Source organism: Ensifer sp. 22460 (genome assembly GCF_052044935.1).
In the GTDB taxonomy this organism is placed as follows: Bacteria; Pseudomonadota; Alphaproteobacteria; order Rhizobiales; family Rhizobiaceae; genus Ensifer.
The window spans coordinates 79,342-101,245 of sequence record NZ_JBQENZ010000028.1 but is presented as its reverse complement, the minus strand read 5'-3'; the positions used below and the strand labels follow the sequence as shown (position 1 = coordinate 101,245).

Here is a 21,904-nt window from a genome sequence, read left to right as displayed (position 1 = left end):
CAATCAGCCGTCCGACCAGAAGCGTTCCTTGTCAAAGGCCTTTTTCTGTTCGCCGAATTGGGAAGCCCCATTCGGTATGCGGTTTGCATCCTCAGCGCTTGCCACGGAGGACCCCAGGCTTGCCGGAAGGATCAGCTGCTCAAGTTCTTTAGCCGGCGCCAGCGCCCACTTGAAGAGCGCAGCGTCGCGAATTGACCACTCTGTCTTCGCGGACGGCGAGCCGGTGAGGCTGGATTCGGCTGCGCCCGGCGCCCGCATCGTGCCCGTGCCAAGTGCGAACTTGAACGACGAGGACGGAACGAATGCAGAGGTGTTTACCGGGAGCGCACGCTCGCTGGCGACCGTGCGGAGCGTCGGAAGCGGTGCTGTGATTGAAGCAAGGTCGAAGAACGGCGGTTCTTCGACAGCCTGCTTGAGGGTCTGGCGGTCGAGGGCTTCTTCCCCACGGCTCTTGCGCGTCGGAAGCATTGCGGTCAGCAGGGTATTGTCGAAGGGTGCCGCAGACTTGAATTTCGCTGGACCGGCACTGTTGGCGGCCACGATCGAGGTGGCCTTCACCCGTCGTTTGTAGTCGGCCATCGCTTGGTCATAACCTGGCAAGGCCCCGCCACTGGCAGGAAGATGAAGCGTCTGCCCCTTCGGGAATATGCGGGCCAGTTCCTGGCGCGACATCCGCGGCCACGCCCGCACCTTTCCGACGTCGAGATGCACGAAAGGCGATCCGGAGGTGGGGTAGTAGCCGACCCCTCCGACTTGCATCTGCATGGCGACCTCCCGCAACCGAGCGAGTTTCACACCTGGAATGTAGAAGTCCATCGCCTTTCCCAGCATGTGCTGGCTGTTCTTGGCGACCCCGGTACTGCGCGAGCGCCCGCGCAGCATGTTGTTGGTCGCGGGCGAGCGGTAAGCGGAGACGATGTTGATGTAGTCCTTAGCCCCGGCGCGCTGGTAGACTTCCCAGACTAGGTCGAGAAGACGCGGGTCCATGCGGGCAGGCTCGTTCCTTCGCCAGTCGCGCAGAAAGCGATTGATTTGTGCGAGCCCTTTCGGGTCGTATTTACCGTCCCGCTTGAAGGTGATCGTGGCACGCTCGCCGGTGTGGGTGAAGAAAAGTTTTAATGATCGAACTTCCGCCGAAGACGCGGTGGTGGTGAAGGCCATGGTGGACGCAGCGATGGCGGTGATCGCGCTCACACGCCCAAACCATCGCGCAATGCGCTGGACGCTTCTTCCTGCGACGCCACACGACACAGGCGCCGGATACACGGTTACTGGATACTCAGACACGGCGGGTTCCGATTCATTCGAGGTACAATCCACTGGCGGCAAAGACCGGCGGTTCGGCTCTTCGACGGAAATTATGGTCAACGAAGGATTAAGAACCCGTTGATGCTACCCCAGAGGCTTCATGTGAAGTATTCCTGTGACGAGCAGGTCCCCAAGACCTCGGCCTTCGTTGGCCAAATCGATCGGCCAAGGAGAGGCCACTTGTTTTCTCCGGTCCATACGTTAGCTCATACTGAGTGAACCGGTTGCACCGTGGTATCTGCGTAGCCTGGGTGTCCTATGAGAAGTACTTCAGACGTCATTGCCGAACTGAGCCAGGCCGAACGTGACGTTCACATGCTGACGGAGGGTGAAAAACTTCGCCTCCTCGTCCGGGCCTATGTCGCGGTCCAGGAAGGCTGGAAGATGCTCGGGCAGCCCGATCGACTGAAAGAGTCAGCCGAAACCATGGATATCATTCGGGCCGGGGGGATGCCGGTGCATCTCTACGATGATGAGATGCGGGCAATCCTCCAGGAGGCCGTCAAGGTCATCACGCAGATAGAGGCCGCCATGGAAGCGAAAAACAATCCGATGCCCGCACGTTACAAGTCTACGGAGCAAGAGTAGTAAACGCCCGGCGATACGGCCGAAGACCATAGGTCACGCTGCTCGCCGCCGTCCGTGCGTGGGACGTTCGCGAGACCAAGTTGCCATCGACTTCAGGAAAGAACGTCGTCGTCAGAGACAGGGAACGAAGATTCGATGGCCGCGCCAATGAAGGCTTTCCGCGATTGCCCAGGTTCTTCGCCGCGCTCCAGGGCAGCGGGGCAGCGGTTTCTTGGCCGGTCGTAGAACCATCCGCCCTGCGGCATTTCGCTGAGATACTGCAGGGCATCCTGTGGCCCGTTGATGGTGCGCTCGCCTTTCACACCAACCCTGACGGGGTGATCCCAAATGATCGCTTGCATTGCCGTTGTCTCCGGTTCGGCGCAGAACGCCTAGCCCGGAAATTTGTTCCTGGGTCGGGCAGAGAGTGGCACCAGCCAATTTTGATTGCTTGCGCCCTCAACCCAGTCATGGGCGATGTTTGAGCATTCCGGAAGCTGGCGCTTCTGGCACAATCTTGCGGGGCGGTGACCAAAATGGCACCGTGCACTGCGAGGAAAAATGACGATGGCCGACACACAAGCACTTTACCGCCTCTACGGCGTTCCGAGCTGGGGCTCCATTCTCGTCGAAGCGGCGCTGGTGCAAGCGCGGCTACCCTACACGTTCGAGAATGTCGCGGGGTTCGATGAGCCCGGCCCGGCCCGGGACCGTCTTGTCGCCGTCAACCCGCTCGCACAGGTGCCCGTGCTCATACTTCCCGATGGCACGGTGATGACGGAGAGCGCGGCCATTCTGCTTCATCTTGCGGAGACATACCCAGAAGCCGGACTTGCGCCACCGGTCGGGGACCCGCTTCGTCCTGCCTTTCTTCGTCGCCTGATCTGGCTCGTGACTGCCGTATATGGGACCTTCACCTACGCTGACTACCCCGAGCGTTGGGCACCGAGCGTGCCGGACGAGTTGCGCAGCCGGGTGCTAGGGCGCCGAATGGATCTGTGGCGCCAGTGGGAGGACGAGATCGCACCCGCGCCGTGGGCGCTCGGAGAGCGGTTCTCTGCCCTTGATATCTGGATCGCGGCGATGACGCGCTGGCGACCGGGGCGCGATTGGCTGGCGGCAAACTGCCCGAAGCTGCTCAGTATTGCCCGGCGTGTCGACGCGGATCCTGATCTTCGCGAGCTATGGGCGCGGAACTTCGGCGCGATATAATTAGCAAACCTGTCCCGCCGGGTGCGTATGTCTGCCGCTCCGGCGCCAGTCCCTGCTAGGCCACGTCGGCCATCAGCAAAGACACGGGAAGCACCGCTTCTTCCTTGACGGTCTTGGTGACGATGTAGGTGAGGTAGCGCGCGATGCCGAGTTCCCTATCGAGAAGTGTGTCGATCAGGCGCTGATAGGCGTCGATATTGGCGGCGACAATTTTCAGGATGTAGTCGACGCCGCCGCCGACCGACCAGCAGCAGACGATTTCCGGAATATCGCGGACGGCTCGTTCGAACCGGTCGAAGTCCGCCTGACGGTGGTTGGCGAGCGTCAGCTCGACCATCACGCTTGCAACCGGCGCGACACGCCGCAATGCTACGTGCGCATGGTAGCCGCTGATGATGCCGGCCTTTTCCAGCTTGCGCAGCCGCATCCAGCAGGGCGTGGGCGAAAGGCCCGCCTTTTCGGCGAGTGCGAGTTTGGTGATGCGTCCATCCCGCTGGATTGCATCGAGAATGCGCAGGTCGATCGCATCAAGCTTCATGGCAAACTCCCGCGCAACTCGTTTGTCTGCTCTTATTTAGCCTTGCCGAGCAATGCAGCCTTTTCTGCGTCCATTTCGGCGATGTCCTGGAACCGGTCGGCAATGCGGGCATGGGCACGGCCGCTGTCGGAGGCACCTATGGCGACGATGATTTCGTCCGGCCCCGGGGCGTCGGCGATCTGGAAGTTGGAAGTGAGAAAATGCGATCGTTTGCCGCTCTCGCTCTTGTGCATCATCGGCAGTGACAACAGCGCGCCCGGCGCATTGCGGGTGTTGGCGAATTCCAGGTAGTTGGTGCCGCCGATCGCCTCGCGAAAGGGATTGCCGAAACGCAGCGTGTGGATCATCGCCGAAGCATGTTCGATTTCACCGGCGATGCCGACGGCCGCCGCCTTGCCGCAAGCTTCGATCCGTTCCGGCTCCATTTGGCGCAGCAGTCGGTCCGTCATCTCGCGGCTGAGCTCGCTTGCAATGCGGATAATCTCCGGCCTGAGGTTTTCGACGAAGCCGCGGCCTGCCCAGGGATTCTGGATCACTGCCGCGACCACGACGATATTGACGGGACGCGGCGCCGCCTTGCCGCCCTCCACCAGCGTTTCTTCGAGGAAAGTGCAGATTTTTCGAATGCCGATCGTCATGGGATGCGCCGTTGCTGTTTGTTGGGATTGCTTCGCACCCTAGCCGGATCGTCGGGCGGCGCTTCCTACATTTCGTCGGAAGATGTGCGCTGCGGCTTCGCGGAAGCGGAGTAGACTTTGGCCTTCGCCGCGCGCATGGTTGGTTGATAGATGTCAAGAGGCGAGACGATTTGGATCAGAAGTCCCAGATACTGGCGCTCCGCGACGTCGCCAGTCAGATCAACAGCGGTGGCGATCTTCAGACGGCGCTGCAGCAGCTCATTGCGGCCGCCTGTCGCCATGCGAACTGGTCTCTGGGGTCGATCATGGGCATCGACGCGGCGCATGGTTACGCCCATGTCATCGTGCGCTACGATCCGACACTGATCGAGCGGCAGTTGCCCGACAAATGGGAGCTGGCGACCAGCCCTTCCCTGATCGCGCTGCAGCGAAACGAGCCCGTCTACATCCGTGACGCACGCGAATCCGCCGAGTTTCCAGGATATCGGAAGGAGGCTTTCGAGCGCGACTATCGTACGGTGCTCGTCATGCCGATGAACTGCAGGGATGCTGAGGGCCGACCGATGGTGCTGAGCGTCATTGCTCGCGAGGTCGCCGAGGTGTCGGAAGACGATCTCGCCTTTCTCGGCACGATCATCCACCTCGGTGCCATCGCCGTCGAACGGGAACATCGTCTCGAGGCGGAGAAGCGGTCGGCGCAGCGGCTGGAGCGCGCCCTGGAGGCACATACCTCGCTTCTGGAACATGTGTTGAGCGATGGGTCGGTCGCACCACTTTCGGCCATGGTCGGCACGATGCTGCCGAATCCGACGGTGGTCGTTGATTTCACCGCCAATCAGGTTGTCGCCGGCCGGCCGCCGAACGCACTCTACGACGAGGCCAGTTGGCACGAGGCGGCTTCCACCATTCTTAGCCGGCCGCTGATGAAGGCCGCCCGAGACGCTGTCGAGCGCGGGACGACCGATGCCGTGAACCTCTACCTCGATGACGGCACGCAACGGTTCAAGATAACGGCCCGTGTCGAAGCGCTGATGGTCGACAATCAACTGGTCGGGGCGCTCATCATCTTCCCGACGACGCGCGAGTTCAGCGATCTCGATCTCATGATGCTCGACAGCGCCAAGTTTGCGCTGAGCGTGCAGATGATGCGAAGCTTCATCCGGTTTCGCTTCGAGACCAGGACGCAGACCGAACTCTTCTTCGAGATCGTGGAGGCGCGGTGGCGCAATGCCGGCGATGTTGCCCAGCGCGCCCAGCGGCTCGGCCTGAGTTTTTCCGTGCCTCAGCAGATGATCGTCGTCGATTTTCCGGATAAGACGAAGGCATTTGGCGGCGCTTCCGTCGATGTGGAGCACACGCTGTCGCGTGTCATGCAGCAGGCATCCGTTCAGGCGAACCTGATTGCCGTCGAGGGCGGCGTCGTCTGCCTCGTTCCCCACGATACGGGTAAGCGGCAGGAGCGCACGACAAAGCTCGCCCGCCGTATCGCCGAGGAACTCGGCCGTTACTTCGACGAGGCACCGATCGTCGTCGCCAGCAACCGGTGTGCCGCGCTGTCGGATTATCCGCAGGCCTGGGAACGCTGCGCCCGAATGATCCGCATCGGCCGCTCCTTTGGTCTGACTGGCGCGGTCTCCGCACAGGATTTCGGCCCGCTGCCGATGCTGGTCGCTGCCTGCGAGGCCGGCGACGTGCGCGGTTTCGTGCAGGAGAGTGTTGGGGCGATCGCCGATCACGACCGGGACAACGGAACCCCCTACCTCGAAACGCTGTCGATCTACTTGCAGGAGGGGTGCCGCAGCCAGGCTTGTGCCGACGCGATGGGCCTGCATGTGACGACGCTGCGCTATCGGCTGGCGCGCATCCAGGAGCTGTTTGGCGTGGATGTCGAAACGCCGGAAAAGCGCTTTGCCGTCGAACTCGCGATCCGCCTGCACGGTGTCATCGACAACCGTTCCACCCTCCGCAGCTAGATTTTCCTCGTCCGTCGGGAGCCGTCTTGCGACCACGTCGCCACCCCTTTTCGTGGCCTTCAATCGCCTCCTAGGGTTCGATGCAGAAGTTCTTCGCCCACTCCTGTGAAGCGACGGAAGAACGACCGCCGTGACGGCATTAGCCTCCAATCAACCTGATGGTGAGGAGGCAAGAAGCGCATGGTTGAGACTGCAGCATCGACGGACGTGCCGATTGATCCGATTGCGCTTCGCCGCGCCTTCGGTACGTTCGTGACCGGTGTCACCGTCATCACCACCCGCGACGATGACGGCACGCCGCGTGGAATGACTGCGAACTCCTTCACCTCGGTTTCGCTCGATCCTCCGCTACTTCTGGTCTGCGTTGCGAAGTCGGCTTCGAGCTATCCTGCCTTCACCAATGCAGGGTGTTTTGCGGTCAACATCCTCCATGAAGGACAGGTCGACGTCTCCGGAACCTTTGCCTCAAAATCTCCGGACAAGTTTCAGTCGGTGACCCACGATCACATCCACACGGGCGCGCCGGTCCTGACCGACAGCCTGACCTGGTTCGACTGCACGACTTTCAGCACTGTTGATGCCGGCGATCATGCGATCCTGATCGGCCAAGTTCGGGCCTTTGGTACCAGTCCGACCGCACCGCTCGGCTTTTGCCGCGGCCGCTATGCCAGCGTTAAGGACCCGTTGCCGAATGGCTGGCTCGCGTCGCATGGCATGATCATCGGCTATCTGATCGAAGCGGGTGACGGCCTGCTTCTGCGTTCGGACGGCAAGGGCGGCTGGGTTTTGCCGTCTGCGCGGAGACGCAAGGCGGACAGCCAGCTCGTCATCGACGGTGGCGACGCGCTGCGGCTCGTCCCGGACGAGACCTTCCTCTATTCGGTCTTCGATGTCGCAGACAGCGACCCGGGCTATCTCGTCTATCGCGCCCGACTGGCGGGCGAGGGCGGCGCCGGCACCAGGCTGCCAGCGGATCTGCGCTTCTTCCCGCTCGACGATCTTCCCGACGATGCGATCGCGACGCACGAATTGCGATCCATGTTGCGGCGCTACGTACGCGAGAGGCAGGCGGGCCGCTTCGGCATCTACATGGATTCCGACGACGGCGGCCGTATCGCGATGATCGACGGCGAAGCCCGTACCTGGCTTCAGACCTCCCAAGACCAAGGACAATGATATGAAGACGACGGTCAGTTCCATTGAAGGTTCGCGCCAGCTCCTGTTCATCAACGGACAGTGCGTGGCGCCGAAGAACGGCAATTACATCGCGAGTTTCGACCCGACGACGGGGGAGTGCTGGTATCATCTTGCCGAAGCGGATGCGGACGATGTCGAGGCCGCCGTGGCCGCTGCTAATGCCGCCTTTCGCGATCCGGCCTGGCGCCGCATGACGCAGACCGATCGCGGTGCGCTGATGCGCCGGCTTGCCGAACTCGTTCGCGCCAACGCCGACACGCTCGCGGAAATCGAGACGCGCGACAATGGCAAGCTGCTGAAGGAAACCCGGGCGCAGATGCGCTCCATGCCCGACAGCTACCACTATTTCGCGGGCATGGCCGACAAATTGCAGGGCGAGACGATCCCGATCAATCGTCTCGATACGCTGAACTTCAATTTGCGCGAACCCTTGGGCGTCGTCGGCATGATCACGCCGTGGAATTCGCCGCTGATGCTTCTGACCGGCACGCTGGCGCCTTGCCTCGCAATCGGCAATACGGTCGTCATCAAGCCTTCGGAGCATGCGACCGCCTCGACGCTGGCGCTTGTGGAGCTGATCCACGAGGCGGGCTTTCCCGCCGGCGTCGTCAATGTCGTGACCGGTACCGGCCAGAGTGCCGGCGAGGCGCTGACACGTCATCCCGGAATTGCGAAATACGTCTTCACCGGCAGCACGGCCACGGGCCGGCGCATCGCCGGCAACGCCGCTGAGAACCTTGTCCCTTGCTCGATGGAGCTCGGCGGCAAGTCGCCTCATGTCGTTTTTGGCGATGTCGATATCGAACATGCGGTCAACGGCGTCGTCTCCGGTGTCTTTGCTGCCGCCGGCCAGACCTGTGTCGCAGGCTCGCGCTGTTTTGTGGAAGCGCGCATCTACGATCGCTTCATTGAGGCGCTCGTCGCGAGGACAGAACGCATCCGCGTCGGCCTCCCGACGGCCGACGACACCGACATCGGTCCGCTCGCGCTCGCTGATCAGCTTTCAAAAGTCGAATCCTACGTGGCCTCCGGCATCAAGGAAGGGGCGCGCATCGCCGCCGGCGGCCGGCGGCCGCAGCGGCAAGGGCTTTCGTCGGGGGGCTGGTACTTCGAACCGACCGTGATGGTCGACGCCGAAAACGACATGACCTTCATGCGCGACGAACTCTTCGGCCCGGTGGTCGGCGTCATGCCGTTTCGCGACGAGGAAGAGATGATCCGCCTCGCCAACGACACGCGCTATGGCCTGGCCTCCGGCATCTGGACCAAGGACATCGATCGGGCGCTGCGGTTCGCCAACCGGATCGATGCCGGGACCGTCTGGGTCAACACCTACCGCTCCGCCTCTTTCATGTCCGCCAACGGTGGCTTCAAGGAAAGCGGCTACGGCCGGCGCGGCGGCTTCGAGGTCATGCACGAGTTCTCGCGATTGAAGAACGTCATCGTCGACTACTCCGGCGCGATGCAGGACCCCTTCGTCATCCGCCTGAAATGACAGCAAAAGCACGGGCACAGGAAAGGCAGAAAACATGAAGTTCGCAGTCTCCCTCACGATGGAACGCTTCTCCCCCGATATTCCGATGGAGCAGGTGAAGAGCAACTTGCTGCAACTCGCGCGGCTTGCCGACGAAGGCGGCTTCGAAACGCTGTGGACTGCCGAGCACCACACGCTGGAATGCACGATCTCCCCCAATCCGTTCCAGACACTGGTCTGGCTTGCCCAGCACACGGATCGCATCCGGCTCGGCACCTCCACCCTGGTCGCGCCCTACTGGAACCCGATCCGGCTCGCCGGCGAGTCCGCGCTCTGCGATCACCTGACGAACGGGCGCCTGGAGTTCGGCATCGCGCGCGGCTCCTACCAGTACGAGTTCGACCGCATGGCAGGCGGCATGCCGCAGCAGGAAGGTGTGGCCTACATGAAGGAAATCGTGCCGGCCGTGAAGAAGCTCTGGTCCGGCGACTATGCCCATGAGGGGCAATACTGGAATTTTCCGATCACGGCTGCCGTGCCGAAGCCGCTGCAGCAGCCCCATCCGCCGATCTGGGTGGCGGCGCGCGATCCCGGCACCTTCGACTGGGCGATCGCGAACGGCGCCAGCATCCTGTCGACACCGCTCTCCGCTCCGGAGGCCGAGATCCACGTGCTCTCCGAGAAGTTTCGCAAGGCGGTTGCCGATCATCCCGAGGTACGGCGTCCGCGCTTCATGATGCAGCGACGCACCTGCGTCTACGACCGGCCGGATGGCTGGGAGCGCGCGGTCAAGCACAGCATCGACTACGGCCGCGCCTTCGAAAACCTCATGCAGAACATCGGGACCGTACGCGAGGGGTTCCCCGAAGCGGTGCCCTATGAGGCGGTCAAGGGCAAAGACAATTACAACCCGGAAAACATCCGCAAGAATCTGATGTTCGGTACGCCGGACGAAGCGATCGAGAAGCTGCTGGTCTATGAGGCCGCCGGCGTGGACCAGTACTGCCTGGGTCTGACCTTCAATCTGCCGTTCGAGCTGCAGAAGCGGACGCTGGAATTGTTCGTCAGGGAAATCATGCCCTTCTTCGCCGCCCGTGAGATGGAACAGAAGCGCGTTGCGGTGGGTGGCTGACGATGGCAGGGGCTCAGCGCCATACCATTGGAGAGGTGACGCTCAACTGCCGCATCGAGGGTGACGGCGAGCCGCTCGTCTGTATCCACGGCGTCGGCTCCTATCTCGAGGCATGGTCGGGCGTGGTCGAACGCCTGAAGGATCGGTTCACGATCCTGACATTCGACCTTCGCGGGCATGGCCGGTCCAGCCGGGTCAAGGGGCGGTACGAGATCGATGATTTCGTCAACGAGACGCTGGCTCTCGCCGATGCGGCGGGTTTCCCCACCTTCCACCTTGCGGGCTTTTCGCTGGGCGGGCTGATCGCCCAGCGTCTCGCCCTGACCCATCTGGGTCGTCTGCGCCGGCTGGCGCTCTTGTCGACGGTCGCCGGCCGCACGCCGGCCGAACGTGAGCGGGTTCTCGAACGCCTGGCGGCGCTCAGAGCCGGCACGCCCGCCGATCATCACAACGCCTCACTGTCGCGCTGGCTGACGGAAGACTTCCAGGCGCGCCACCCGGACGTGGTCGAAAGGCTAAGGGCGCGGGACGCCGAAAACGATCCCGACTGCTACGCGGCCGCCTATCGCGTGTTGGCGGAAACGGATTTCGGCGGTTTTCTCGACCAGATCCGCTGCCCGACGCTGATCGCCACCGGCGAGGACGACGCCGGCTCCAACCCACGTATGGCGCGCTACATGCATGAGCGCATTCCCGGTTCGCAGCTTCGCATCCTGCCGGGTCTGCGCCACTCCATCCTCATCGAGGCGCCAGACGTTGTTGCATCGCTGATGGGCGAGTTTTTGTGCCAGGGGGAGACGGTTGATGGATGAGGCTTTGCAGGCAAGGGGAGAGGCTGTCCGGCGCAGGGTGCTCGGCGACGACTATGTCGATCGCGCGGTCGGTAGCAGCGATGCCTTCTCGCGTCCGTTCCAGGATCTGTTGAACGAATATTGCTGGGGCATCGTCTGGACGGACGAGGGCCTCGATCTGAAGAGCCGCAGCCTGCTCAACCTCGGAATGCTCGCGGCGCTCAACCGAATGCATGAGTTCGGCATCCATTTTCGTGGGGCGATCCGCAACGGTCTAACCGATGACGAGCTTCGCGCGGCACTCGTGCAGATCGCGATCTACTGCGGCATTCCCGGGGGTGTCGAAGCCTTCCGTGTCGCGCGGAGCGTCCGCGACGAGATGGCTCAGAAAGGAGAGCGCTGATTTCCACGGTTTCTAGGAAAGGGCCGCGCCGCGCTACCTCGTATCGCTGGAAGACGGAAGGCCGCCTGAGAACAGAAGATCAACCCGATGGCAGGAAGAGGACCCTGTCAAAAACAGAACGACAAAAGGGAACGACAGCATGAACACATTCGCAAAACTCACCGCGGCGGCATCGCTCGCTCTGTCGCTCGCGACCGTTCCGGCTCACGCCGGTGCCGTGCTCGACCACGTGCTCGATGCAAAGACACTGAAGGTAGCGACCGACGCCAACTGGGCGCCGCAGTCCTTCATGAACGAGAAGAACGAGATGGACGGCTTCGACGTCGATGTCGCCAAGGAAATTGCCAAGCGGCTGGGTGTCGGCGTTGAGTTCGTCACGCCCGGTTGGGACATCATCACTGCCGGCAACTGGCAGGGACGCTGGGACATGCATGTCGGCTCGATGACGCCGACCAAGGAACGCGCCAAGGTCTTCGATTTCCCGGCGGTTTACTACTATACCCCGGCTGCCGTGGCCGTTCACAAGGACAGCCCTACGGTCGGTTTGATCGATCTGGACGGCAAGGTTGTCGGCGCCACGGCTACGTCGACCTTCGAAGCCTACGCCAAACAGGATCTGACACTCGATGCCGCCGGCGCGCCTGCCTTCGAATACACGTTCAAGCCGAAGGAAGTGAAATCCTACGCGAACTCGACGACCGCCTTCGACGACCTGCGGCTCGGTGACGGTGTCCGCCTCGATGCGGTCGTGTCGTCGCTGCCCAGCATCCGCGACGCGATCAAGGCCGGTTATCCGATCAAGCAGGTTGGCGACCCGGTCTTCTACGAGCCGCTCGCTGTCGCCGTCGAACACGGTGACAAGGAACTGAGCGACAAGATCGCCGAAGTGATCAAGGCGATGCAGGGCGATGGCACGCTGAGCAAGCTCTCGGAAAAGTGGTACGGCGTCGACTACACCATCGTGAAGTAAGGCAGCCCATATCTGGCGGTCCGGGAGACCGGACCGTCCTTTGTCCAAAGGGACCAAAGATGCTTTATCCGGATACTGTTGAGTCCGAAATACTTGTCCACAAGCCGTGGTTCGTGGCCAGTATTTTCGCCACCGTCCTCATTGCCTTTACGGCTTTCGGCCTGACCGGCACGACGATGGGCGAACTGATGCGCCCGGTGATCGGCGAGCCGCTCGAAAGCGGGTTCTACGGTCGTTTTGCGACCGCATTCGTCGTGGCAGTGCTCTTCTGCCTCAACATCGTCCTGATCGGTTTTGCGAGCCTCAGGGTCCAGATCGCCGTCGTCTGGCTGGAGTTGCTAGCGCTGTTCCTCGCCTTCTTCCAGACCTTCAATCTCAGCCTGCCATTTATCGAGGAGAAGTTGCCGTTCCTCATCACGCAGGGGCTAGTGACGACGGTCTACGTTTCAGCGATCTCGATTGTGATTGCATCGGCGATCGCCATCCTCGGCGCTGTGGCCAAGCTCTCGAGCAACGGCTTCGCCTATGCGATTGCCAGCTTCTACACGTCATTCTTTCGCGGCCTTCCGCTCTTGATGCAGGTTTATCTGATCTATCTCGGCCTGCCGCAGCTCGGCTTCATCATCGACGCGGTGCCGGCCGGCATTCTGGCACTTTCGCTCTGCTACGGCGCATACATGACGGAGATCTTCCGCTCCGGCATCCAGAGTATCGACCGCGGCCAGTGGGAGGCATCGCGCTCCATCGGTTTCGGCTTCGGGCTGACGATGCGCAAGGTCATTCTGCCACAGGCGCTGCCGGTCATCATCCCGCCGACCGGCAACCAGTTCATCTCGATGCTAAAGGATAGCTCGCTGGTCTCCGTCATCGGTGTCTGGGAACTGATGTTTCTCGCCCGCACACTGGGCCAGAAGACTTTCCAGCACATGGAAATGCTCATATCCGCCGCCATGCTCTACTGGACCCTGTCCATCGCTCTCGAGTTGATCCAGTCCCGCATCGAACGTCACTATGCCAGGAGCAAGGTCAGATGAGTGCCGAGACCATCATCGACGCCAGAAACGTTTCCAAATGGTACGGCGCCTTCCAGGTGCTGACGGATATCAACCTGACCGTTCGCAAAGGCGAGCGCATCGTCATTTGCGGCCCGTCCGGCTCCGGCAAGTCGACGTTGATCCGTTGTTTCAACCGCCTGGAGGCGCACCAGGAAGGTGAGATCGTCGTCAACGGCATCAACCTGCATGCCAAGATGCGCAATGTCTCGGACGTGCGGCGCAATGTCGGAATGGTGTTCCAGCATTTCAATCTGTTTCCGCACATGACCGTCCTGATGAACTGCATGGTGGGGCCGATGTGGATCAACGGCGTATCGGAAGCGGAGGCGAGGGCAAGAGCGCTTACATTCCTGGAGCGGGTACGAATTCCGGAACAGGCCAATAAGTTCCCCATCCAGCTTTCTGGAGGCCAACAGCAGCGCGTGGCGATCGCTCGATCGCTCTGTATGCAGCCGGCAGTGATGCTGTTTGACGAACCGACATCCGCGCTCGATCCGGAGATGGTGTCCGAGGTCCTGGACACCATGACCAGCCTGGCGAAGGACGGCATGACGATGGTCTGCGTCACGCACGAGATGGGGTTTGCGCGGGCGGTCGCCGACCGTGTGATCTTCATGAACTCCGGACAGATAGTTGAGGAAGCAAACCCGGACGAATTTTTCACCAATCCGAGGCACGAGCGGACGAAGCTGTTCCTCAGCCAGATACTGAAGCACTAGCACGGTATCTCGTCGTCTTCAGGCTTCAAGATTGCCTTTGGGGTCGCCTGGAGCATGGAAGACTCGATCAACGTGTTGTCGGATGCTGTAGCGCTAACCGGATCGCTCGCCGCATTGATTGACACGATAAGCCCCGTCGGCGTTGAGTGAGGCGAGGGCCGTTCGGTGATTTGCGAATTCGGCCACCTGGTTACTTCGAAGCGAGCGGGCGGGAAAGCGGGAGGACAGCAGTGTCATATATGGATGACTTGGACGTCGCCGATGCGGCTTTGTTGATCATGCACTATCAGGCCGACGTCTTTTCGATCCTGGCAAACGATGTTCCAACGGATCTCCTCGATCGCACCAATTCACTGATTGCGCGGTGGCGTGAAACTGAGAACCCGACGATCTTCGCGAATTTCGCGATCGACTATGAGACACCCTGTGAAAACAATATGTTGATCAGCAACATCATGAAGACAGGTTACTTTCGTGACCCGGCGCCCGTAACTGGGCTCGATGTAGCCGAAAGCGACTGGCGATACGCATGTCCGCGCGCCAACGTGTTTCATGGCACCACTTTGCACCAAGACCTGCAGGCAAAAGGCATCAAGACGCTGGTCATGGCTGGGATAGCGACCAGCGGCGTCCTCTTTTCCAGCGTCGGGTGGTCAAGCGATGCAGATTATAAAATCTACATCGTCCGTGACTGCTGTTTTGATCCCGACACGGTTGCGCACGACGCACTTTTCCGGACGAGCTTCGCCACACGGGCTTCCATTGTTTAGATCGCCGCTGATTTCACCTCCGCCCGATCAGCCTCTAACGCAAACGATGTCCATGCTTGGCGTGGTTCTTGCCTCGTAGGCCGAGGACCCCCGTACCTTGCGCGGCGTTCGGTACCGGTCCGATGAGCGAGACCGCGGGGCTATCTCACGGCCGTCTTTATCTTGGCTATCCCTTCCAGCGTTCGATGGACGGGGCATTTGTCGGCAATTTCGACGATTTTGGCGCGAACCTCATCCGACACCTCGCTGTCGACTGATATGACCCGCTCGAACCGGTCGATCTTTCCGCCATCGGCGCTTTCGGATGCAGCGCATTCTTCGCAATCCCTCGCGTGGATCTTGGAATGCGAGACTTCCACCTTGATGCGCCCCAGCGCCAGCTTCTTGTGGTCGGCGTAAAGACGCAGCGTCATCGAGGTGCAAGCCGCGAGTCCGATCGAGAGAAAGTCATAGGGCGATGGACCGGAATCCAGCCCGCCTGCACTTTGTGGCTCATCGGCAAAAAGGCGATGGCTGCCGGCCTGGACCGAGTTCTGAAATTTGCCTTCTCCCGTTTCCATTACGCGAACCTGTTCCATCGGTCTCGCGCCGTGTGGCGGATCAGCCACGAGATAGCGGCCCAGCCATTCCGCAATGATCCGGGCGGCGAAGGCGGCGTCGGCAGGATCGGTTAGCAGATGGTCGGCCTTGTCCAGCGAGACAAAGCTTTTGGGGTGTTTTGCCGCGTGGAAGATGTCGCTCGCATTCTCGATACCGACCGTTTGATCCAGCGGGGCATGAAGAATGAGAAGGGGCTTTTTCAGCGTCGCCGCAGCATCCAGGACGCGATGCGCGCGGGCGTCTTCGACGAATTGTTTTCTGATCAGGAACTTGCGCCCGGCAAGATCTACCTCGGCGGCACCGCTATCCTCGATGTCCTTGAGGCTCGTCCCGAAGTTCTTCAGGACATGGCCGACATCGGCCGGCGCCCCGATCGTCGCCACCGCGCGGACCTCTGGAATGTCTCTGGCGACGGCGAGAACTGCGGCGCCGCCGAGGGAATGGCCGATTAACAGTGACGGTGCCTCGAAGTGTCGGCGCAGATAGTCTGCAGCCGAAAGCAGGTCGGCAACGTTGGAGGAGAAATTGGTTGAGGCGAATTCACCTTCGCTCGATCCCAAACCTGTAAAATCAAAGCGGAGGACCGCGATCCCTTCACGCGCAAGTTCGGCCGCGATGTGACGCGCCGCTGCCAGATCCTTGGAGCAGGTGAAGCAGTGGACGAAAATCGCGTAGGCCCGCACGGGACCGTTGGGAAAATCGAGACGAGCGCCGAGGGTTGCACCGGAATGTCCAGCAAATTCAAGTCGTTGAGTGTTGAAATTCATGGCGATGCTCCTTTGGGGAGAACAAGCATTTGCCTCTAATCTTCAATGGCATCGCATACGACGCCACTTCGCCGGACTTATTTCGACGGTCTGGCTGAAAGCCCTGGTAAAATGAGCCTGGTCGGAAAACCCTAGGACAAGTGCGATCTGAGCAACAGACTATTCGGTGCTCATCAGGTATTCCTTCGCCTTCGAAATGCGCCTCTGCATCAGCCACTGATGCGCCGACATGTCGGTGGATTGGCGAAACGCGCTGCTGAGGCAGGACCGCGACAGACCCGTAGGCTGACGATCTTCGCGCCATCGAAGGCCGGTCCGAAAGGGCTACGGCGTTGGAATGCTGCGGTTCTATGGCGCCCAGCCATGCTCCTGCCTCCCGCGTCTCGATAACCAGGACGAGCCTGCGTTCATGTCTTATTGACGCGAAATCAGGAGCCTAGGTCAAGAAGGCGAGCTTGAGGGCGTATCAATGACGCCGTGCCCGCTATATGCATGGGCATGCGGGCAGTGCTGAGTGGGCTTGTTCAGGATGGGATCAGGATGGACGACAACAAAATCATCAAGTTTGAACGACCGAAGCCAAAGAAGGAGGCCAAGCCGGTCAGTCCAACGCAGCGAAAGGCGTTGATTTGGCTGGCACTGGTAGCCGCGTTGATCGGGGTTTGGTCATACTACCAGTTTGTCGCGCCGCCGAGCTTGCCTGGGCACTAGGGCCGATTTGTCTTTGACTCCGGCGATGCCTGGATTAGCGTTGTTTTCCCGATCGACCTGCGCTCCACGGCGTGCTGATTCTGGCGCTTTCCCTTGAGAGGAACGGCAGCGGAGGATGCCGCAACCTGGGCGGCCAGCGTGGAAGCGACCGGTCTTTTCCAAAAATCCTCGCCGCTTTTCGATAGCAATCTGCTCGCGATAGAGGCGGCCGCCAATGGACAAGGCGTGGTGGTCGTGCCGCAGTTTTCGGTCGAGGCAGACATTGCCAACGGTACACTCGTTGCCCCGCTCGCTTCGGATGTCATGCAGCCGGGCGGATGGTATCTCGTGCATCTGGAGCAGCGCGCGCGAGAAGGCGATCAGCAAGTTCTTGCAGTGGATCCAAAGCCAAGTGTGATGGCGACGCGCGGCCGGGAGGGCGCGCAACCATGCTCGCTCTCACGCACGCCTCGACACTCTCGTCAGGTATCGTCGGCACTAGTCTTGGCCGGTCGGAAGGCCTTTGAAATGCCTGACCTTTTCGTCAATCTGCACCCACTTGTGCTTCGATTGTTCGAACACCGACAGGGCAGGTGGCGCGAAGGTCGGGTCGGCAAATGAGCCGACCGCCACCCCGATCCAGGATTGTGCGGCCTCGGCCTTCCAAAAGACGGTAGAACCGCATGTTGGGCAAAAATACATTCGCACCTTGCCTCCGCTGTCGCCCGTGCGAACGAATTCCGTAGACGCTCCGGAAATCTCGATGCAGTCGACAGAGTAGAACGCATTGGCGCTGAATGGCGCGCCAGTTCTTCGCTGACAAGCCAAACAGTGACACAGCGCGGTCAATTGCGGCAGTTCGCCAATCGTCAGTCTAAGAGCGCCACAGGTGCATTGGGCAGTGGCCATGGAAAGTCCTCCCGCTTGCGTGGTGAAAATACGTTGGAGGGGCGAAGGGCAGATCCGAGCCACAGATCCTTGCGGCAGAGAACGCGAAGAGGCTGCGGCCTGATATAATTTCAGGCGCGCCAAAATGACTAAGTAGTGCGCGACATTCCACGGTCTAGAGGAAAACTATACGAGGACGTATGGACGGTTCTTCGAGGTTATCTGCGCATGGACAGCGAACCGTTCATCACTACTCAGGGGTCCCAGAGTTCAACAGAATTGCCTTCAGGATCGTGAATGCGCGCAAGCCGGCAGGCGCGTATTTGCAACTCGAACGTCGAGCTTTAATGCGATGGTTGTGCTGAGGGCAACGCGCACCGGCGCGCCCGCTATCGGTTCCAGCCACCCAGCCTGTCGTGAAGCACTGCTATGTCTTCGCGCAGGAAAGGAGGGCAATCCCTGTCGATCTGCTCCTGGTAGGTTCGGGCATATTCGTGACCCGAATAGACGGCGGCGGCGATCAGGCCGGGCGCCAGACAGTCGCCTAGCCGGACAACAGTCTTGATCCCCGCATCGGCCCATTCCGCTTCCCGTGCTTTCAGGTCATGCCACAAGGTTTCATCGGGCAGCCGAGCCGTGATCGGGACAAGTGTGACGCAGTCGATCTGCCGCGTCTTTCCACTATAGACGCAGGAAAGCTCAAGCCGGTCCTTCGTGCGCCCGGCAAGCGCCATGGCAGGAATGATATCCACGCCGAGTTCGATGAGACGTCTTTGAACCCGTCCCTGTTCCAGCGTGTTCTTGCTCCACGGCGAAACCTGGGCTTCGGGCGTCACGAATGTCACGGCCCGGCCAGCCCTGGCCAGCATTTCAGCAAGCACGCTGCCCATATAGAAGCAATCGTCATCGAAGATTACGACCGGACCGTCGACGGACACGGCCGCGGCGCCGTCGACAAGAAGGGCGTCGGGCGAAACGAGGGCGCCTTCGGAAAGGAATTCGAGGGGCAGGCGGTGGGTGCGGCCGGCGCCGTCGCATCGCCAGTTCGCGCCGGTGGCAATTGCGACATGAGGCATGCCGTACTGAAGAACGTCGTCGGCGCTCAGCGGGCTGTGCAGGTAGAGTTGGGCATTCACCTGCGTGCCCAATTGCCCGATGCGCCAGTCGCGTACGCGGCCCCAGGTCGCAAGCCCTGGCAGGCGGCATTCGCGCGCGACCCGTCCGCCCCATTCTCCGCCCGCCTCGGCGAGTACGACGTCGACGCCGCGTTGGGCAAGAGCACGCGCCGCCTCGAGACCCGCCGGGCCGCCACCGATGATGAGCGCCGGCTCGGGCGCCAGCGACGTTGCAATAATCTCGGGGTGCCAGCCTTTGCGCCACTCTTCGCCGATTGTCGGATTCTGCGTACAGCGCATCGGCACGTTGGTATTGTCGCCGGAAGTGCAAATGTTGCAGCCGATACATTCGCGGATGTCGTCGATGCGTCCTTCCTCGATTTTCTTCGGCAGATAGGGATCGGCGATCGACGGGCGTGCCGCGCCGATGAAGTCGAGAATACCCTGGCGGATCACCCGCACCATGCTGTCCGGTGAGGTATAGCGCCCAACGCCGACCACCGGCTTGGTCGTGACGGATTTGACGAAGCGGATATAGGGCTCCTGGTAGCCTTCTTCGGAGAAGCGGGCCGTCTGACTGTCGTTGGACCAGTCGGAAAGGTTGACGTCCCATAGGTCGGGAAGATCGGCGAGCGCCGAGATGATGTCCTTGCCTTCTCCTTCGCTGGTAATACCGGATGGGCCCATCAGTTCGTCGACTGCGAGGCGTACGGCGAGTGCACAGGTATCGCCGATCGCCTCGCGGGTATCCTCCAGAATCTCCCGGAAAAGCCGCAGCCGGTTTTCGAAGGAGCCGCCATATTCGTCGCTGCGATCATTGTGGCGGCGCGACAGGAAGTGCTGCAGCACGCTCATGTCGTGGCCGGCATAGACATAGATGATGTCGAAACCGGCTCTCTTGGCACGCAACGCGGCATTGCGATACCAGCGGCGCATGTCAGCGATGTCGGCCTTGTCCATCGCTCGCGCCTGGACGGGGTCGAGGCTGTCGCTGATGGCATGCGACGGGGCAAGCGGGATCATGCGGCTGAAGCGGTTGGCGACATGCAGGCCATTATGCACGAGCTGGATGGCCGCCAGGCTGCCATGGTGATGGATGCGCTCGGTGACGGCCGAGAGCGCCGGCAGGTCGCCCTCGTCCCAAAGACGCGCTTCGTTGGCCGGCGTCAGGTCCGAGGTTGGATGGATTTCCGCTTCCTGGGTCGAGACGACCGCCCACCCACCTTCGGCTTTCATGCCGCGCAGGTGGGCCTCTGCGTTGGGATAACGGTATCCCATGCCGGAACAGTGCGGGACCTGGTAGAAGCGGTTACGCGCCGTGACCGGGCCGATCTTGACGGGTTCGAAGAGAATATCGAAGCGGGACATCGCTACTACCAGGATTAGAGATTTGATTGAGGCGGCCGAGGCCGCCGAAGCCCAGAATAACCGGGTGTGGCCGCGTCGCAAGATCATTGCTATACAATTGTATAGTTTCTTCCATGGTAAATTGTTTTGATGTCATTGCGCTCCGTCATGATCCCGCGCAGGCGACAGTCGGCCCGACCCCGATTAATCCTCAAATTGGGCGAGATTTTCGCGTTCAACGCGCTGATCGCCTTGGCGGAGGGGAGTGGGGGTCGAACCCACCCGGGACAGGCTCGCTGCCCCAACCGGATTTGAAGTCCGGCCGTCCCACCGGAGACGATTTCCTTCCGGGGCTTGATTTCATTACTCTTTCGCCAGAGGCGAGTGAGTTCATAGCCGGTGTTCGCTACCGATTTGCTACCCTTTGCTTTCGCTAGAGTCCCCTACCGCACGCCGGATCATCTCGTCAATCTGCGCGGCGGCATTTGCCTGCATACCCGGCATCACATGCGAATAAAGATCGAGCGTAATACCGATTATCGAGTGTCCGGGTCTCTCGCTAGCAATCTTGGGACGGACGCCTGCCGCAAGCAACTGGGTCGCATGTGTGTGGCGCAGATCGTGGAATCTTTCGTGCGGGAGGTTCAGTCCTTCGAGGAAGCTCAGCCAGCCATCGGTCAGCTTTCGCGGCTTGAGCGGCTGCCCCTCAAAGTCGCTCACGATGAAGGTGTCGTCGTCGCTTCTAACCCCTAACGCCAGCAGCCCCTCTGCCTGCTTTGCTTGATGAGTGCGGTAACCACCGACGGTGAGAGGTCAACACCCGCCCACGGCCCGACTTGGGCTCCTTTAATGAACACCTTCAGCTCTTTGCTCCGCACTCTCTACAATTGATGCTCTGGCCCCCGCGAAATCGATGGCTTCCAGCGGAGAGCCGCTATCTCTCCTCGTCTTACGCCACACCTCTACCACGCCGGGTCGCACTATGCTCGGCTATGGGAGCAGGCGGGGACAGCCTCGGCTTCCTCTCCAGACCAGAAGCTAGATCGATCCTACCGCGGATGCCGACTTGTTGACGACACATTGTGCCTGTAGGAGTTGCGCATCGATCTTGCTTGTTGAGCTTTGTTTCCTCGCTTTGGCGTTCAAGCCGACCTTTCTCTCAAAATCGATCTAACGCTTGGCTGACGCCATGTCGGCCAGGAAATTCAATTGCGATTGAAAGGAAATTGTTATGAACATTGGAACCGTAAAGTTCTTCAACAGCACCAAAGGCTTTGGCTTTATCGCCCCTGACAACGGCGGAACGGACGTCTTCGTTCACGCATCCGCAGTTGAACGGGCTGGGATGAGGTCACTTGTCGAAGGTCAGAAGGTCAGTTTCGAAATCGTGCAGGATGGTAGATCCGGCAAGAGCGCAGCGGACAACCTTTCTGCTGCTTAACAAATATCGCTTCTGGCCATTGACCACGGATGTACTGGCACTGGCTATTGAGGCGATATGTAGAAGGTCGGGTTTGCCCGGCCTTTTTTATTGACAAAGTGCCCACCCAAGGGCCGCCGTCTGCGCAGGGTGGTCGCCGTTCGATTGCATCAACGGGGTACGCTGTCGATGCGGTCGGATTTGGCCGCGCTAGGTGGTGTTTCATAACCAGTGAAGATAGTCGGCGCGGGTCTGAAACCATAAAAACGCCCATGGACGCGATGAGTAGCGCGAAAATCGCATTCGTCGCCATTGTCAGTTCGCCATTTC

General features: G+C 60.8%; 23 protein-coding genes, 1 tRNA gene and 1 pseudogene. 15 read left to right on the top strand and 10 right to left on the bottom strand.

What is annotated here, in order from left to right; genetic code table 11:
* Positions 1-3: 3 nt before the first annotated feature.
* Complete coding sequence (locus tag ACTJKM_RS28550) at positions 4-1,161, bottom strand: DUF882 domain-containing protein (RefSeq protein WP_440638511.1); 1,158 nt, start codon at positions 1,159-1,161, stop codon at positions 4-6.
* Between the two features lie 405 nt (positions 1,162-1,566).
* On the opposite strand from ACTJKM_RS28550, the gene ACTJKM_RS28545 reads away from it, so the two are divergent.
* Positions 1,567-1,896 carry a hypothetical protein gene (locus tag ACTJKM_RS28545; RefSeq protein WP_440638496.1) on the top strand — a complete coding sequence of 110 codons (330 nt, stop codon included), beginning with the start codon at positions 1,567-1,569 and terminating at the stop codon, positions 1,894-1,896.
* Positions 1,897-1,988: 92 nt separating this feature from the next.
* Here the strand turns inward: ACTJKM_RS28545 and ACTJKM_RS28540 are convergent, their stop codons facing one another.
* The gene (locus ACTJKM_RS28540) at positions 1,989-2,237 is read right to left on the bottom strand and encodes a DUF982 domain-containing protein (RefSeq protein ID WP_440638494.1); all 249 of its coding nucleotides are present in this window, start codon (positions 2,235-2,237) and stop codon (positions 1,989-1,991) included.
* A 205-nt stretch (positions 2,238-2,442) separates the two neighbouring features.
* Between ACTJKM_RS28540 and ACTJKM_RS28535 the strand changes: the two genes are divergently transcribed.
* Complete coding sequence (locus tag ACTJKM_RS28535; RefSeq protein ID WP_197423440.1) at positions 2,443-3,087, top strand: glutathione S-transferase family protein; 645 nt, start codon at positions 2,443-2,445, stop codon at positions 3,085-3,087.
* 55 nt (positions 3,088-3,142) lie between these two features.
* Here ACTJKM_RS28535 and ACTJKM_RS28530 read toward each other — a convergent pair whose 3' ends face one another.
* The gene (locus ACTJKM_RS28530; RefSeq protein WP_440638492.1) at positions 3,143-3,625 is read right to left on the bottom strand and encodes an Lrp/AsnC family transcriptional regulator; all 483 of its coding nucleotides are present in this window, start codon (positions 3,623-3,625) and stop codon (positions 3,143-3,145) included.
* Positions 3,626-3,657: 32 nt separating this feature from the next.
* Positions 3,658-4,263: an amino acid synthesis family protein gene (locus ACTJKM_RS28525; RefSeq protein WP_113399618.1), complete on the bottom strand. Its 606-nt coding sequence runs from the start codon at positions 4,261-4,263 to the stop codon at positions 3,658-3,660.
* 170 nt (positions 4,264-4,433) lie between these two features.
* Here ACTJKM_RS28525 and ACTJKM_RS28520 point away from each other — a divergent pair, with 170 nt between their 5' ends.
* From ACTJKM_RS28520 to ACTJKM_RS28475, 10 genes are all read left to right on the top strand, one after another.
* Positions 4,434-6,236 carry a helix-turn-helix domain-containing protein gene (locus ACTJKM_RS28520; RefSeq protein ID WP_440638490.1) on the top strand — a complete coding sequence of 601 codons (1,803 nt, stop codon included), beginning with the start codon at positions 4,434-4,436 and terminating at the stop codon, positions 6,234-6,236.
* 180 nt (positions 6,237-6,416) lie between these two features.
* The gene (locus tag ACTJKM_RS28515; RefSeq protein ID WP_058327217.1) at positions 6,417-7,412 is read left to right on the top strand and encodes a flavin reductase; all 996 of its coding nucleotides are present in this window, start codon (positions 6,417-6,419) and stop codon (positions 7,410-7,412) included.
* Between the two features lies 1 nt (position 7,413).
* Positions 7,414-8,928, top strand: a complete 1,515-nt coding sequence (locus ACTJKM_RS28510; protein WP_058327216.1) for an aldehyde dehydrogenase — start codon at positions 7,414-7,416, stop codon at positions 8,926-8,928.
* Between the two features lie 34 nt (positions 8,929-8,962).
* Positions 8,963-10,039 carry an LLM class flavin-dependent oxidoreductase gene (locus ACTJKM_RS28505; RefSeq protein WP_058327215.1) on the top strand — a complete coding sequence of 359 codons (1,077 nt, stop codon included), beginning with the start codon at positions 8,963-8,965 and terminating at the stop codon, positions 10,037-10,039.
* A gap of 2 nt (positions 10,040-10,041) precedes the next feature.
* The gene (locus ACTJKM_RS28500; RefSeq protein ID WP_440638487.1) at positions 10,042-10,851 is read left to right on the top strand and encodes an alpha/beta fold hydrolase; all 810 of its coding nucleotides are present in this window, start codon (positions 10,042-10,044) and stop codon (positions 10,849-10,851) included.
* Positions 10,844-11,233 carry a carboxymuconolactone decarboxylase family protein gene (locus ACTJKM_RS28495; protein WP_058327213.1) on the top strand — a complete coding sequence of 130 codons (390 nt, stop codon included), beginning with the start codon at positions 10,844-10,846 and terminating at the stop codon, positions 11,231-11,233. Before ACTJKM_RS28500 ends, ACTJKM_RS28495 begins: the two co-directional genes overlap by 8 nt.
* 139 nt (positions 11,234-11,372) lie before the next feature.
* On the top strand, positions 11,373-12,203 hold the full coding sequence (locus ACTJKM_RS28490; RefSeq protein ID WP_440638485.1) for a transporter substrate-binding domain-containing protein: 831 nt from the start codon (positions 11,373-11,375) through the stop codon (positions 12,201-12,203).
* A 59-nt stretch (positions 12,204-12,262) separates the two neighbouring features.
* Positions 12,263-13,237, top strand: coding sequence for an amino acid ABC transporter permease (locus ACTJKM_RS28485; RefSeq protein ID WP_057249870.1), 975 nt, complete (start codon positions 12,263-12,265; stop codon positions 13,235-13,237).
* Complete coding sequence (locus tag ACTJKM_RS28480; RefSeq protein ID WP_057249868.1) at positions 13,234-13,977, top strand: amino acid ABC transporter ATP-binding protein; 744 nt, start codon at positions 13,234-13,236, stop codon at positions 13,975-13,977. Before ACTJKM_RS28485 ends, ACTJKM_RS28480 begins: the two co-directional genes overlap by 4 nt.
* 239 nt (positions 13,978-14,216) lie before the next feature.
* The gene (locus tag ACTJKM_RS28475; protein WP_440661435.1) at positions 14,217-14,747 is read left to right on the top strand and encodes an isochorismatase family protein; all 531 of its coding nucleotides are present in this window, start codon (positions 14,217-14,219) and stop codon (positions 14,745-14,747) included.
* A gap of 140 nt (positions 14,748-14,887) precedes the next feature.
* Here ACTJKM_RS28475 and ACTJKM_RS28470 read toward each other — a convergent pair whose 3' ends face one another.
* Together ACTJKM_RS28470 and ACTJKM_RS28465 are read right to left on the bottom strand one after the other, a co-directional pair.
* The gene (locus tag ACTJKM_RS28470) at positions 14,888-16,114 is read right to left on the bottom strand and encodes a bifunctional alpha/beta hydrolase/OsmC family protein (protein WP_440661434.1); all 1,227 of its coding nucleotides are present in this window, start codon (positions 16,112-16,114) and stop codon (positions 14,888-14,890) included.
* Between the two features lie 42 nt (positions 16,115-16,156).
* Positions 16,157-16,261 (bottom strand): AraC family transcriptional regulator, encoded by a 105-nt coding sequence (locus tag ACTJKM_RS28465; RefSeq protein ID WP_082663505.1) that lies wholly within the window; start codon positions 16,259-16,261, stop codon positions 16,157-16,159.
* A 393-nt stretch (positions 16,262-16,654) separates the two neighbouring features.
* On the opposite strand from ACTJKM_RS28465, the gene ACTJKM_RS28460 reads away from it, so the two are divergent.
* Together ACTJKM_RS28460 and ACTJKM_RS28455 are read left to right on the top strand one after the other, a co-directional pair.
* Positions 16,655-16,825, top strand: coding sequence for a hypothetical protein (locus tag ACTJKM_RS28460; RefSeq protein ID WP_192495308.1), 171 nt, complete (start codon positions 16,655-16,657; stop codon positions 16,823-16,825).
* Between the two features lie 138 nt (positions 16,826-16,963).
* Positions 16,964-17,116: pseudogene (locus tag ACTJKM_RS28455) on the top strand (LysR substrate-binding domain-containing protein); the annotation flags it as partial.
* Between the two features lie 186 nt (positions 17,117-17,302).
* On the opposite strand, the gene ACTJKM_RS28450 reads toward ACTJKM_RS28455, so the two are convergent.
* The 4 genes from ACTJKM_RS28450 to ACTJKM_RS28435 all read right to left on the bottom strand — a co-directional run bounded on the left by ACTJKM_RS28450 (position 17,303) and on the right by ACTJKM_RS28435 (position 20,874).
* Positions 17,303-17,713, bottom strand: coding sequence for a GFA family protein (locus tag ACTJKM_RS28450; RefSeq protein ID WP_440638481.1), 411 nt, complete (start codon positions 17,711-17,713; stop codon positions 17,303-17,305).
* Between the two features lie 368 nt (positions 17,714-18,081).
* Positions 18,082-20,175: an oxidoreductase gene (locus ACTJKM_RS28445; protein WP_113511264.1), complete on the bottom strand. Its 2,094-nt coding sequence runs from the start codon at positions 20,173-20,175 to the stop codon at positions 18,082-18,084.
* Positions 20,176-20,407: 232 nt separating this feature from the next.
* Positions 20,408-20,503: transfer RNA gene (locus tag ACTJKM_RS28440), tRNA-Sec, on the bottom strand.
* Positions 20,504-20,571: 68 nt separating this feature from the next.
* On the bottom strand, positions 20,572-20,874 hold the full coding sequence (locus tag ACTJKM_RS28435; RefSeq protein WP_440638477.1) for a tyrosine-type recombinase/integrase: 303 nt from the start codon (positions 20,872-20,874) through the stop codon (positions 20,572-20,574).
* A 511-nt stretch (positions 20,875-21,385) separates the two neighbouring features.
* Here ACTJKM_RS28435 and ACTJKM_RS28430 point away from each other — a divergent pair.
* The gene (locus ACTJKM_RS28430) at positions 21,386-21,595 is read left to right on the top strand and encodes a cold-shock protein (RefSeq protein WP_058321929.1); all 210 of its coding nucleotides are present in this window, start codon (positions 21,386-21,388) and stop codon (positions 21,593-21,595) included.
* The last annotated feature ends 309 nt before the right edge of the window (positions 21,596-21,904 follow it).